The organism is Methylobacterium mesophilicum (assembly GCF_036441335.1).
Taxonomy (GTDB): Bacteria; Pseudomonadota; Alphaproteobacteria; order Rhizobiales; family Beijerinckiaceae; genus Methylobacterium; species Methylobacterium mesophilicum_B.
In genome coordinates this window covers 1-13,011 of record NZ_MLBW01000001.1, presented here as the reverse complement: position 1 = coordinate 13,011, position 13,011 = coordinate 1, and the positions used below count along the sequence as shown (strand labels likewise).

At 72.2% G+C, this 13,011-nt stretch carries 14 protein-coding genes; 9 read left to right on the top strand and 5 right to left on the bottom strand.

The window, feature by feature from the left end; all coding sequences use genetic code 11:
• Positions 1–28 precede the first annotated feature (28 nt).
• The 4 genes from MMR14E_RS00070 to MMR14E_RS00055 all read left to right on the top strand — a co-directional run bounded on the left by MMR14E_RS00070 (position 29) and on the right by MMR14E_RS00055 (position 4,776).
• Positions 29–448, top strand: a complete 420-nt coding sequence (locus MMR14E_RS00070; protein ID WP_091720902.1) for a PaaI family thioesterase — start codon at positions 29–31, stop codon at positions 446–448.
• A complete protein-coding gene (locus tag MMR14E_RS00065) occupies positions 445–1,257 on the top strand; it encodes a VOC family protein (RefSeq protein ID WP_331312238.1) in 813 nt (270 codons plus the stop codon). The genes MMR14E_RS00070 and MMR14E_RS00065 overlap by 4 nt, the downstream gene beginning before the upstream one ends.
• A gap of 368 nt (positions 1,258–1,625) precedes the next feature.
• Complete coding sequence (locus MMR14E_RS00060) at positions 1,626–3,047, top strand: class I adenylate-forming enzyme family protein (RefSeq protein WP_331312237.1); 1,422 nt, start codon at positions 1,626–1,628, stop codon at positions 3,045–3,047.
• 133 nt (positions 3,048–3,180) lie between these two features.
• Positions 3,181–4,776, top strand: a complete 1,596-nt coding sequence (locus MMR14E_RS00055) for an ABC transporter substrate-binding protein (RefSeq protein ID WP_331312236.1) — start codon at positions 3,181–3,183, stop codon at positions 4,774–4,776.
• A gap of 48 nt (positions 4,777–4,824) precedes the next feature.
• Here MMR14E_RS00055 and MMR14E_RS00050 read toward each other — a convergent pair whose 3' ends face one another.
• Genes MMR14E_RS00050 through MMR14E_RS00030 form a run of 5 tightly spaced genes read right to left on the bottom strand, consistent with a single transcriptional unit; the run spans position 4,825 to position 9,030 of the window.
• Positions 4,825–5,238, bottom strand: a complete 414-nt coding sequence (locus tag MMR14E_RS00050) for a VOC family protein (protein ID WP_331312235.1) — start codon at positions 5,236–5,238, stop codon at positions 4,825–4,827.
• 38 nt (positions 5,239–5,276) lie between these two features.
• Entirely contained in the window at positions 5,277–6,254 is a 978-nt protein-coding gene (locus MMR14E_RS00045; protein ID WP_331312234.1) for a biotin-dependent carboxyltransferase family protein, read from the bottom strand.
• The gene (gene pxpB / locus MMR14E_RS00040) at positions 6,247–6,981 is read right to left on the bottom strand and encodes a 5-oxoprolinase subunit PxpB (RefSeq protein ID WP_331312233.1); all 735 of its coding nucleotides are present in this window, start codon (positions 6,979–6,981) and stop codon (positions 6,247–6,249) included. The genes MMR14E_RS00045 and pxpB overlap by 8 nt, the downstream gene beginning before the upstream one ends.
• Positions 6,974–7,747 (bottom strand): 5-oxoprolinase subunit PxpA, encoded by a 774-nt coding sequence (locus MMR14E_RS00035; RefSeq protein ID WP_331312232.1) that lies wholly within the window; start codon positions 7,745–7,747, stop codon positions 6,974–6,976. The genes pxpB and MMR14E_RS00035 overlap by 8 nt, the downstream gene beginning before the upstream one ends.
• A 26-nt stretch (positions 7,748–7,773) precedes the next feature.
• Complete coding sequence (locus tag MMR14E_RS00030) at positions 7,774–9,030, bottom strand: Zn-dependent hydrolase (protein ID WP_331312231.1); 1,257 nt, start codon at positions 9,028–9,030, stop codon at positions 7,774–7,776.
• 431 nt (positions 9,031–9,461) lie between these two features.
• On the opposite strand from MMR14E_RS00030, the gene MMR14E_RS00025 reads away from it, so the two are divergent.
• The 5 genes from MMR14E_RS00025 to MMR14E_RS00005 all read left to right on the top strand — a co-directional run.
• Complete coding sequence (locus tag MMR14E_RS00025; RefSeq protein WP_331312230.1) at positions 9,462–10,268, top strand: amino acid ABC transporter ATP-binding protein; 807 nt, start codon at positions 9,462–9,464, stop codon at positions 10,266–10,268.
• Between the two features lie 34 nt (positions 10,269–10,302).
• Positions 10,303–10,986, top strand: coding sequence for an amino acid ABC transporter permease (locus MMR14E_RS00020; protein ID WP_331312229.1), 684 nt, complete (start codon positions 10,303–10,305; stop codon positions 10,984–10,986).
• Positions 10,987–11,049: 63 nt separating this feature from the next.
• A complete protein-coding gene (locus MMR14E_RS00015) occupies positions 11,050–11,859 on the top strand; it encodes a transporter substrate-binding domain-containing protein (protein WP_331312478.1) in 810 nt (269 codons plus the stop codon).
• A 68-nt stretch (positions 11,860–11,927) separates the two neighbouring features.
• Positions 11,928–12,608, top strand: a complete 681-nt coding sequence (locus tag MMR14E_RS00010; RefSeq protein ID WP_331312228.1) for a GntR family transcriptional regulator — start codon at positions 11,928–11,930, stop codon at positions 12,606–12,608.
• 37 nt (positions 12,609–12,645) lie between these two features.
• On the top strand, positions 12,646–13,011 hold a 366-nt coding region (locus MMR14E_RS00005), incomplete at its 3' end, for an aminopeptidase P family N-terminal domain-containing protein (RefSeq protein WP_331312227.1).

Below are 13,011 nucleotides of genomic sequence, written 5' to 3'. Positions count from 1 at the left end.
CAATACCGCCCGAGGAGATCCCGAAGCCATGTCCGACACCCCCCTCAGCAAGGAGCAGGTCGAGGCGCTGCTGCTGCGCGGCCCGTTCCACCAGTGGCTCGGCCTCTCGGTCGTCTCGGTCGGCGAGGGCACGATCGAGCTGAAGGCGACGTGGCGGCCGGAATGGGTCGTCAACGCCGAGCGCGGCTACGTGCACGGCGGCATCCTGGCGACGCTCGTGGATCTCACCGCCGACTGGGCGCTGGTCTCCAAGACCGGCCGCGGCGTCCCCACCGTGGACCTGCGCGTCGATTACCACCGGGCCGCGATGCAGGGCGATCTCACCTGCCGCGGCACGGTGGTGAAGTTCGGCAACCAGCTCTCGGTGGCCGAGGCGCAGATCCTCGATGACGCGGGCCGCCTGCTCGCGAGCGGCCGCGGCGTCTACATGACCGCGCCGGCGAAATGACGGGGCCGGCCCCCGGCGCCCCGGCCGACGGGGCCCTCGACCACGTCGTGATCAACGTGCTGCGGCGGATGGACGAGGCGGAGGACCTGTTCGCCGCCCTCGGCTTCCGCCTGACGCCCCGAGGCCACCACTCGCTCGGCTCCATCAACCACCTGATGATGACGGCCGGCCCGTACCTCGAACTCGTGGGCGTGCCCGAGACCGGTCCGCAACGGCAGGACGTCCTGGACAGCCCGTTCGGCCTGAACGGGCTCGTCGTCGCGAGCCGGGACGCCGACGCGACTCACGCGCGGCTGGCCGCTCTGGGTCTGGCGGCCGGACCGCCCGTCGCCTTCTCGCGCCCGGTCACCGTCGACGGCCGCGAGGAGGCGGCCCGGTTCCGCACGGTGCGGGTGCCGGCCCACCTGTTTCCGGCGGGGCGCCTCTACCATTGCGAGCACCTGACCCCGGATCTCGTCTGGCGGCCCGAATGGCTCGACCATCCGAACGGCTTTTCGGGGATCGACGCGCTCACGATCGAGAGCACGACGCCGGAGGCCGACGCCGCCCTCTATGCGGCGGTCTGCGGCGCGCCGGCCGAGGGCGCGGACACGGGCTGGACCATCCGGCTCGGGGACTCGCGGATCGCGATCGTGCCGGGGCCGGACGCCCGCTTCGCCGCCCTGGCCCTGCGCTTCCGCGACCTCGACGCCCTCGAAACCCGCGCCGGCGCCCTCCCGGGGGCGTCCTGGGTCCGGCACGGGCCGCACGCGGCCACGCTGACGCTGCCGGCCTTCGACCTCCGCCTCCCGTGCAGGGCAACCTCATGACGCGCGCGGCCACGGGTGCGACCAATCTCGGCGACCTCGTCGACCGGTCCGGACCGCCGGACCGTCCGCTGATCATCGGCGTCGCCCCCGATGGCGCGCCCGCGGTGATGACTCGCGCCGGCCTCGACGCCCGGGCCGACGCCTTCGCCGTCCGACTGATCCGGCCGCCGCGCCGCCCTTGCGCGACAAACCATTCCCGACAGGCGCCGGCTGCAGGTTGCTGGCAGCGGGAAACGATGCGATAGGCGGCCCGCCACGAAGATAGTAGAAGCGCGGTCTGTGCTCATGTCCGGCATGCCGTATTTTGCGAAAATGCGAAGGGCTTACATATATAATTGCCGAGTGCTTTATGCATTGAGCAACGAGATATGTTTGCGGACGATCCGATCGAACGCGTTCATCATGGTCCTCACCGCCACCCGGTCGCCCGTCCGCGACGAAGAGCCCGCGGCGCGCGGATCGCGATCCTCGCGGCCAACCGGCCCGACACGATCGCGGCGCTGCTCGGCGCGATGCGGGCCGGGGTGGTTCCGGTCCCGGTCAATCACAAGCTCCCGCCGGCCACGATCAGCACGGTCCTCGCCGATTGCGGCGCGCGGCTCGTGCTGTGCGACGGCCCGCGCCGGGCGATGCTGGCGGGGCTCGGCCGCGACGTCCGGGTCGCCGAGTTCGACGATGACGGGCCGGAGGGCATCGCGGCCTGGCTCGATCCCGGGCCGTTCGCGCCGATCGTGCCCGAGCCCGACGAGGCGGCGCTGTTCCTCTACACCTCCGGATCCACGGGCCGGCCGAAGGGCGTGCGGCTGAGCCATGCCAGCCACCTCTGGGTGGCCCGGACCCGCGCCGCGGAGACGGACCTGCGCGACGACCGGCTGCTCGTGGCGGCGCCGCTCTACCACATGAACGCGCTGGCACTGGCGCTCCTCGTCTGCGCGGCCGGCGCCACGATGGTGCTGCTGCCGCAATTCGAGGCGCGGGCCTACATCGCGGCGATCGACCGGCACCGCTGCACGTGGCTCACCGCCGTGCCGCCGATGATCGCCATGATGCTGCGGGAGCCGGATCTCCTGGCGGCGGCCGACCTCACCGGCGTGCGGACGGTGCGGATGGGCTCGGCGCCGGTCAACGACGCCCTCGCCCGGCAGATCCGCGCCCTCCTGCCGAACGCCCGCATCCTCAACGCCTACGGGACCACCGAGGGCGGCCCGGTCGTGTTCGGCGACCATCCGGACGGCCGGCCGACGCCGGTCGCGTCGGTCGGCGCGCCGCACCGCCAGGTCGCGATCCGCCTCGTCGGGCCGGACGCGCCGGAGACTGGAATCCTGCAGATGCGCAGCCCCGCGATCATGCTGGGCTACCACAACCGGCCGGACGTGCCCGTACCGATCACCGCGGACGGGTTCTACGACACCGGCGACGTCTTCCGCCGCGACGCGGACGGGTTCTTCTACTTCCTCGGGCGCACCGACGACATGTTCGTCTCGGGCGGCGAGAACATCTTCCCCGGCGAGGTCGAGCTGGTGCTGGAGCGCCACCCCGCGGTGCTCCAGGCCTGCGTGGTACCCGTGGACGACGCCATCAAGGGCACCAAGCCCGTCGCCTTCGTGGTCCGCCGGCCGGGCAGCGCGGTCGACGAGGCCGCCCTCAAGGCGCACGTGCTCGCCAACGCGCCCGCCTACCAGCATCCGCGCCGGGTCTGGTTCGTCGAGGCGCTGCCGCTCGCCTCGACCGGCAAGATCGACCGCGCGGCCCTGCGCCGGCGCGCCGGAGAGACCGTCCGCGCCCCGTGACCGGCCCGGGCGGAACGGCGCTTGCAGGTTGTGTTCCCGCGGAATGCGCGCCCGCAGAAGGCAGCCTCCGGAGGAACGCCGCCCAAAGCCCCCGTCCCCGACCGCCTGACCCGGAACGCCAGGAGTGACCCCCATGCTGCGACGAACCTTCCTCGGCGGTGCCGCCGCCGCGGCCGCCGCGCCGTTCCTGCCGGCCCGGCCGGCCCTGGCCCAGGGTGGCCGTGCGAGCGTCCTTCGCTTCGTGCCGCAATCCGACCTCACCATCGTCGATCCGGTGACCACCACGGCCTACGTCACGCGCAACCACGCGTTGATGGTGTTCGACCAGCTCTACGGGCTGGACGCGCAGTTCACGCCACAGCCGCAGATGGTCGAGGGCCACACGGTCGAGGATGACGGGAAGCGCTGGACCTTCCGCCTGCGCGACGGCCTCAAGTTCCACGACGGCGAGCCCGTGCGGAGCCGCGATTGCATCGCGTCGATCCGGCGCTGGGCGCAACGCGACAGCCTCGGGCAGGCCCTGATGGCCCGCACCGACGCCCTGGAGGCGCCGGACGACCGGACCTTCGTCATCCGATTGAAGCGCCCCTACGGACTGATGCTGGAGACCCTGGCGAAGCTCGGTCCGCCGGTCCTCGTCATCATGCCGGAGCGCCTCGCCGCCATCGACCCGGCCCAGCAGATCCCCGAGGTGATCGGCTCCGGCCCGTTCCGGTTCAACACCAAGGAACGCCTCGTCGGGGCCCGCGTGGTCTACGACCGCAACCCGGATTACCGGCCCCGGGCGGACGGCGCCGTGTCCTGGGTTGCGGGGCCGAAGCGCGTCCATTTCGACCGGGTCGAGTGGCAGGTCATGCCGGATCCCGGCACCGCGGCGGCCGCCCTCCAGAACGGCGAGGTCGACTGGTGGGAGAACCCGATCAGTGATCTCGTGCCGACGCTCCAGGCCAGCCCGGAGATCGCCACGCAGCTCGCCTCGCCGCTCGGCAATCTCGGCACCGGCGTCATGAACCACCTCTATCCGCCCTTCGACAAGCCCGCGGTCCGGCGCGTGGTCCTCGAGGCCCTGTCGCAGGCGGACTTCATGGCGGCGGCGGCCGGCGACGATCCCAAGCTGTGGCGCAAGGATGTCGGCCTGTTCACGCCGGGGACCGCGATGGCCACCGATGCCGGCCTCGACGTGCTCACCCGACCGCGCGATCTCGCCAAGGCCAAGCGCGACCTCGTGGCGGCCGGCTACAAGGGCGAGCGCGTCGTGCTCATGTCGACGAGCGAGAACCCCGTTCTCGGCGCCCTCGGCGAGATCATGCACGACCTGCTCCAGCGCCTGGGGATGAACGTGCAGTACGTCGTGTCCGACTGGGGTACCCTGGTCACGCGCCGCGCCAGCAAGGCGCCCCCCGACCAGGGCGGCTGGAACATCTTCAACACGACCTGGACCGGCCTCGACATGGCGAACCCGGTCGTGGAGCAGGTCCTGCGCTGCGGCGGCCCGAAGGGCTTCTTCGGCTGGCCGGACCTGCCCGAACTGGAGAGCCTGCGCGAGGCCTGGATCGAGGCGCCTGACCAGGCGGCGCGCAAGGCGATCGCGGCCAAGATGCAGACCCTGGCGATGCGCGACGTGCCCTACCTGCCGACCGGCCAGTACTTCTACCGGACGGCGTTCCGGCGCGATCTCCGGGACGTGGTCGACGGCCAGTTCGTCTTCTGGAACGCGCGCCGCGCCTGACGGGCGACGTGTCCGGCCCGCCCGTCGCCGGTCGGCGGCGGGCGCGCCTCAGTGGGCGAAGACGCCGGCCAGATCCCGGAAACCCTTGACCTCGATCGGATTGCCGCTCGGGTCGAAGAAGAACATCGTGCGCTGCTCGCCGGGCTCGCCGGCGAAACGGACGACCGGCGGGATGTCGAAGGCGATGCCGGCCGCCTCGACGCGCCCGGCGAGCGCCTCCCAGGCGTCGAGCGGCAGCACCACGCCCAGATGCGGCATCATCACCGTGTGGTCGCCGACCGTCCCGCTCCGGGTGGTGGCGAAGGGCTCGCCCAGGTGCAGCGACAGCTGATGGCCGAAGAAGTCGAAATCGACCCAGGTCTCGGTGCTGCGACCCTCCCGGCAGCCGAGGACGCCCCCGTAGAAGCGCCGCGCCGCGTCGAGGTCGGTGACGTGGTAGGCGAGGTGGAACGGCGTGAGCATCGACGGTCTCTTGCTGGCTGGGAGGAGGTGCGGCGCCGTCAGGGCGCCGGATCGGGGGCACGTGCCGAGACGACGCCGCCGACGAGGTTGCAGGACAGCAGGAACGCGCTGTCGAGATCGCCGCCGCCGGCCGGCACCAGCGCCGCCAGCCGCGCGGCCAGAGCGCTTCGCGCCGCGCGGGCGATGGCCTGGGCCTCCGCGACGGCGACGGCCGCGAACCGGATCGTCTCCCCCGGCCGCACCTGCGCGAGGCGGCCGAGATCCGCCGAGATCACGGTGGCGATCTTCGGGTAGCCGCCGGTGGTGTGGCGGTCGGCCAGCAGGATCAGCGGGCGCCCGTGGCCGGGCACCTGGATCGAGCCGTTCACGATCCCGTCCGAGACGATGTTGAAGCCGTCCGCGTGGGCGATCGGCGGCCCGTCGAGGTGGCAGCCCATCCGGTCCGCCCGCGCCGTGAGGGTGTAGGGCTCGGAGAGGAAGGTCCGCAGGCCGTCCGCGGTGAAGCTGTCGGCCTGCGGCCCGAGAACCACCCGGATCGGGCCGCCGAAGGTCGGCCGGTGGGCCGGCGGCAGGGTCAGCGGTCGGTCGCGGGGCGCGGGCGCCGCGAGGGGCAGCAGGTCGCCCGCGACCAGGGGATGGCCGTCGAGGCCGCCGAGGCGGGTGCGGGTGTGGGCGCGCAGGCCCCGCCGCGGGCCGCCGAGGACGAGCCGGTCGCCCCGCCGCAGGTCGTGGGCGGTGAACGGGTCGAGGGCGCGGCCGTTCAGGCTCATCGCGAAGGGCGCGCCGGCGAGGGCGACGCGGCAGGTCTCCGTCTCGCAGGCGAGGGTCGGACCGACCATCGCCATCTCGATCACCGCGGCGTCGAGCGGGTTGCCGACGAGGCCGTTGGCCAGGGCCAGAAGGTCGGGATCCATCGCGCCCGACCCCGAGATGCCGTAGCGCAGGTAGCCGGGCCGCCCGGCATCCTGTAGGGTCGAGGCCACGCCGGGAGCGATCACGCGCAGGCCCTCAGGCATCGATCCGCTCCAGGGTGGCGACGGTCTCGCCGGCGCGGGCGGCCTCGCTGAGGGTGTCGAACGCGGCGCGGTCGATCGGCTCGAACCGGATCAGGTCGCCGGCCGCGAACAGGAACGGCTCGGCCCGGGCCGGATCGTAGGAGCGCGCGGGCGTGCGGCCGATGAGCTGCCAGCCGCTCGGCAGCTCCAGGGGCGGCGAGACGCCGGTCTGGTTCCCGCCGATCGACACGCTGCCTGCCGGTGTCACGGGCCGGGGATCGGTGCGCCGGCTCGCGTGGAGCCGGGGATCGAGGCCGCCGAGATAGGCGAAGCCGGGGGCGAACCCGATCATGTAGACGCGGTAGTCGCGGCCGGCATGGAGCGCGATCACCTCCTCGGGGCTGAGCCCGGCCCGGGCGGCGAGTTCGGCGAGGTCGGCACCGTGCGCGCCGCCGTAATGGACCGGCACCCGCCAGCGACGCAGCGACCCCGTCGCCCCGTCCGGCGGCGGCCAGTGCGCGGCGATCAGGGCGGCGAGGTCGGCGCGGGGGAGAAGGTCCGGGTGGTAGAGGACGAGGAGCGAGCGGTAGGTCGGCACGGTCTCCAGGAGGCCGGGGCGCCCGGCGCCGCGGAGCGCCGCGTCGAGGGCGATGACCCGCGCGTTGACGGCCGGGTCGACCGCGCGGCCGAGTTCCACCGTGAGCGCCCGGTCGCCGGAATCCAGGAGCCGGTAGCCGGGCTCAGACACCGAGCACCTCGGCCATCGGGCGCAGGGCGATCCCCTTGGCGGCGCAGTCGTCGCGCAGGCGGCGCGCCATGGCGACGGCGCCGGGCGTGTCGCCGTGGACGCAGACCGTGTCGATCCGCGTCGGGATGCGCCGCCCGGACAGGCAGGTGATCGCCCCGTCCTCCAGCATCCGCGCGACGCGCTCCGAGACGGTTTCGGGATCGTGCAGCACGGCGCCGGGGAGCTTGCGCGAGACCAGGGTGCCGTCATCCGCGTAGGCGCGGTCTGCGTAGATCTCGCGCGCGATCGGAAGCCCGAGCGTCTCGCCGGCCCGCTCGGTCTCCAGGCCCGGCATGACCACGAAGATCAGGTCGCGGTCGAGGGTGCGGATCGCCCGGGCCACCGCCAGGGCGAGATCGGCATCCTCGTTGGCCATGTTGCCCATCGCCCCGTGGGTCTTCACGTGACGCACGGGGCAGCCGGCATCCTGCGCCAGCGCCAGGAGGGCGCCGACCTGATAGAGGACCGCCTTCTCGATGTCGGCGGGGCGCTCGCCGTGGATCGGCCGCCGGCCGAAACCCCAGAGGTCGAGGAAGCTCGGGTGGGCGCCCGCCTGCACGCCGTTCGCGGCGGCGCGGCTCAGGGTCTCGTGCATCACCAGCGGGTCGCCGGCGTGGAAGCCGCAGGCGATGTTGGCCGAGGTCGCCACGGTCAGCATCTCGGCGTCGTCGCCCAGGCGGTAGACGCCGAAGCCCTCGCCCATGTCGCAGTTCAGATCGACGATCATCGGTGCATCCTTTCCTTCGCGCGGGGTCAGGCTTCGGCGACGAGGTGGGCCACCAGGGACGCGGCCGTGCACAGATCCGCGATCCGCATCGCCTCGTCGGGATTGTGGCTGCCGTTCTGGTTGCGGATGAAGATCATCGTGCTGGGCACGCCCTGGCCGGCCAGCGTGGCGGTGTCGTGTCCCGCCCCGCTCGCCATCGTGCGGAACGGTATTCCGAGCCGGCGCGCGTGGCCCGACAGGGCCTCGACCAGCGCGGCGCTCATCCGCGCCGGCGTGCTGCCGGTGCGCTCCCCCAGCACGAAGCGCACCGAGCGGGCGGCCTCGACGGCGGCGACGCGCTCGGCGAGCGCCGCCTCGACCCGGTCCAGGACGGCAGGCTCGGTGCTGCGCACGTCGAGGCAGAAGCGGACCTCGCCGGGGATCTTGGCGAAGGCGTGCTGGACCGGGTCGGTGGCGACCTCGCCCAGAGTGATCGTGGCCGGGCAGCCCTCCGCCTCCAGCGTGCCCCAGAGCGCGTCCAGGCCGGTGATCAGGTCGGCGAGGGCGAAGACGGCGTCGCTGCGCGCGCCCCGCGCCACGGCGCCGGAATGGCCGTAGCGACCGTAGCAGGCCGCCTTGCGGTATCGGAAGCTGCCGCTGATCGCCGTGACGAAGCCGACCGGGAGCCCGGCCGCCTCCAGCGCCGGACCCTGCTCGATATGCATCTCCACGAAGCCGTGGATCCGCGCCGGGTCGAGGAGCCGCGCGCCCCTGGCCACCGCCTCCGGCCGCAGGCCGAGTTCGGCCATGTGGTCGCGCAGGCTCCGGCCGGTATCGGCGCGGGGGAGATCGAGCACCTCGGGCGGCAGCAGGCCGAGCGCGGCCCGGCTGCCGACATAGGAGGCGGGGAACCACACGCTCTCCTCGGCCCGGAACACCGCCACCGTCACAGGACGCGCCGGCACGATCCCCGCCCGGCGCAGGGCCCCCACGGCCGCGAGGCCGCCGATCACGCCCGCCGCCCCGTCGAAATTGCCGCCGTGGGGCACCGTGTCGACGTGCGACCCGACCATCCAGGGCGCCAGCGCCGGGTCGCGGCCCGCCATCGTCAGGAACAGGTTGCCGGCCGCATCGGTCTCGGCGGTCAGCCCGAGCGCCTGCCCGGTGGCCCGCATCAGGGCGTGGGCGCGCTCCTCGCCCGCGCCGTAGGCCGCCCGCGTCACGCCGGGGGCGTCCTGGCTGAAGCTCAGGAGCTCGGCGAACAGGCCGGCACAGAAATCCGGGTCGATCGCGAGGCCGGTCATGCCGGCCGACCGCTGCGCGCGGCGCCCGACCGTCGCCGATCCCCGGCGTCCAATTCGGCGCGGATCGCGGGACCGCGGCCGGTGCCGGCCCGGGATTCCACGGCCGCAACCCGCCGACGCGCCGGTCCGACCCGGTCCAGCGGCTGAACAATGAGGCACGCACCCGGCACTGTCGCGAAGGGAATACCGGGATCCAGGGGGCGGATGACCATGTCGGAGGCAGCCATGCTCAAAAATACCGCTTGAATGCCGGCGGTATACCGGTTTTGCTAGGACATCGCGCCAGTCTTGGCAACGCAAAACATCACCGGACCTGAAATAAAAATCTCCTCCTCGAGAGATTTTATGAGTCCATAGCCAGATATTGACGGCATTCGCGCGCGGTTCCGAGCGAAGATCCGCGAGATGATCGCATCACATCAGGTTCGACGATGGCTCAGATCGAGACGGCCGCGCCTCCGCTCCTGAAGATCAGGAAGCTGCACAAGAGTTACGGCGCCAACGAGGTCCTGAAGGGCATCTCCCTCGACATCCACGAGGGCGAGGTCGTGTCGATCATCGGCGCGAGCGGCTCGGGCAAGAGCACGTTCCTGCGCTGCCTGAACCTCATGGAGACGCCGACCTCCGGCTTCATGGATTTCGAGCGCTTCGCCTTCGACTACGAGCAGGGCGCCCGCCGGCAGCCGACGCCGCAGCAGCTCTGCGAGCTGCGCGCGCGGATCGGCATGGTCTTCCAGAGCTACAATCTCTGGCCGCACATGACCGTGCTGGAGAACGTCATCGAGGCACCGATCCGGGTGCGCCGGCTGTCGCGCCGGCAGGCGGTCGCGGAGGCCGAGGCGCTGCTCCAGCGCATCGGCCTCTACGAGAAGCGGCACGCCTACCCGTCGAAGCTCTCCGGCGGGCAGCAGCAGCGCGTGGCGATCGTGCGCGCCCTGGCGATGGCGCCCAAGGTGATGCTGTTCGACGAGGTGACCTCGGCCCTCGACCCGGAACTGGTCGGCGAGGTGCTGGCGCTGATGGGTTCCCTCGCGGCAGACGGGATGACGATGCTGCTCGTCACCCACGAGATGGCGTTCGCCCGGGATGTCGGGACCCGCACCCTGTTCTTCGACGGCGGCGTGATCGCCGAGGACGGGCCGCCGGACGACATCATCGGCGCGCCCCGGAGCGAGCGGCTGCGCCAATTCCTCCGGCGCGTGCTGCATCAGCCCGCCGTCCCCGGACAGACGGCGTGAGCCGCCGACCCATCCTCGAGGAGATCGGACGGCGATGAGCGGCACGGCGTTGCAGGAGTGGTGGCTCACCCTCTCGGACGAGGTCGTCACCTACGGCCCCGGCTTCCTCTCGGCGACCCTGGTGGTGCTCGGCGTCACGGTGGCGAGCATCCTGGTGAGCTGGGTCTGCGGCCTGCTCGGCGCGCTGGGCAAGCGCTCGTCCTTCGCGCCGTTCCGGGCGCTGGCCAGCTTCTACGTCTGGTTCATCCGCGGCACGCCGACCCTGATCCAGGTCTTCATCGTGTATTTCGGCATGCCGCAGATCGGGGTGAAGCTCTCGCCGATCACGGCCGGCATCATCGCGCTGGGCGTCAGCAGCGGGGCCTACGTGGCCGAGACCATCCGGGCCGGCCTCGCGGCGATTCCCCGGGGCCAGATCGAGTCGGCGCTCGCGCTGGGCATGAGCCCGCGGATCATGATGGTGCGGATCGTCCTGCCGCAGGTCTTCCGCATGATCCTGCCGTCGCTGACCAACGAGGCGATCTCGGCGGTCAAGAACACCTCGCTCCTGTCGACGATCACGGTCGTGGAGCTGACGCTCTACGCGCAGCTCATGATCGCCACGACCTTCCGGCCATTCGACTTCTACATCGCGGCGGCGCTGATCTACCTCGGCCTCACGTCGATCCTGTCGCAGCTCTCCGCCTATTTCGAGCGGCGCTACGCCCGCCTCTCCTGAGCCCCCGCCGCGGGACGGGCCGCGGCCGACCCCTTCAGCCCCGTCCCGAGACCGGAGATGACCATGAACCGCCGCCACGTCCTCGCCCTCGCCGCCCTCTGCGCCAGCCTCGGCACCGGGCTCCTCGCCGCCCCCGCGACCCGCGCGGCCGAGGGCAAGCTGGAGCTGATCGAGCCCGGCAAGCTGATCGTGGCGACGGACAGCACTTTCGCGCCCTTCAGCATGCGCACGCCGAGCGGCGAGCTCGACGGCCTGGAGGTCCGGGTGATGCGCGAGGTCTGCCGGCGGATCGGGCTCGCGTACAGCCCGGTCAACATCAAGTTCGACGCCCTGCTGGTCGGCCTGATGGCCGATCAGTACGACATCACCAGCGAGTCGATGGACATCACTCCGACCCGGCAGAAGCAGGTCGCCTTCGCGGACGGCTGGCTCGAATCCGGCGCGCGGATCGTCACCCGCAAGGATACCGGCATCAAGGGGCCGGAGGATCTCAAGGGCCGCAACGTCGGGGCCCTCTCGGCCTCGACCTTCGGCAAGCTCGCCGAGGAGCACGGCGCCACCCTGAAGAGCTACAAGACCGCCGCGGACGCCATGCAGGATCTCGTCGGCGGCAACATCGACGCGGTGATCAACGACGCGGTGGCCGGCAATTACGCCATCCAGGCGCGCAAGCTGCCCCTGGTGATGATCGAGACCCCGCTGAGCACGGTCCAGAAGGGCTTCGCCATCAAGAAGGGCAAGCCGAACCTGCACGCGGCCGTCAACAAGGCCCTCGCCGAGATGGTCGCGGACGGTACCTACGCCAAGCTCGTCACGCCGCTGATCGGCTATGACCCGGCCCCGAAGGCGCCGATCCGCACGCCCGCCATGTAGGCGGCTGCGGCGGACGCCGGAGAACGAGAAAATGGGGGCGGCCCGGGCGGCCGCCCCGGGAGGACGCCATGAAGACCCTCGACGCATCGTCGTACACGACGGCGCTCAGTGCCCGGCGCGAGCAGAGCCTGGGCCAGATGGCCTACGACCGGCTGCTGGACATGCTCGTCCGCCGCGACCTTCCGGCCGGCACCGTGCTGCACGAGCGCCGCCTCGCCGAGATGCTCGACATCTCCCGGACCCCGACCCGCGAGGCGATGTCGCGGCTGGAGACCGAGGGGCTGATCGAGCGGCAGCCCGGCGGGATGCTCGTGGTCAAGGAATTTTCCCTGCGCGAGCTGATCGAGATCCTGCATGTCCGCCGCCTGCTGGAGCGGGAGAGCGTCGTGCTGGCCACCGGCCGGATCGCCGACGCGGTGCTGGCGGACCTGCAGCGGCAGATGGAGGCGCTCCTGGCGGCGGGCGACCCGGACGCTCCGGGCAACTGGGAGGTCGACCGGCGCTTCCACGACCTGATCGCGGAGCACAGTCACAACGCGATCCTCGCCAAGACGATCAAGGACCTGCGGCTCAAGACCCAGATGTTCAACCTGAGCCGGATGCCCGAGCGGTTCGAGGCGGTCCATCGCGAGCACCTCGCCGTGGTGGCCGCCCTGCGGGCCCGGGACGCGGCGGCCGCGGCGGACGCCATCGCGGCCCATCTCGAGAATTTCAAGCAGGGCATCATCCGGCGGCTGAGCGAAGTCTGAGCGGAGTCTGGCCGGAATCCGGGGCGAGGGCGGCGCGATGCACGAGTTCACCCACCTGCGCGGCCGCGAGGCGGCCTTCCCGGAGGCGGAGTTCGCCGCCCGGCAGGCGGCGGCCCGGACCGCCATCGCGGCCGCCGGCCACGACGCCCTCGTGGTGACCGGCCCGGAGACGATCTACTGGCTGACCGGCCGCCAGACGGCGGGCTACTTCGCTTTCCAGGCGCTCCTCGTGCCGGCCGAGGGCGACCCGGCCCTCCTGGTCCGGCAGCTCGAACTGCCGGGGGCGGCCGCCAACACGTGGCTCGACGACATCCGGGCCTATCCGGACGGCGCCGACCCCGCCGAGGTCCTGGCCGCGCTCGTGCGCGGGCGCGGGCTCGCCCGGCCCGCCCTGGAGCGGGAC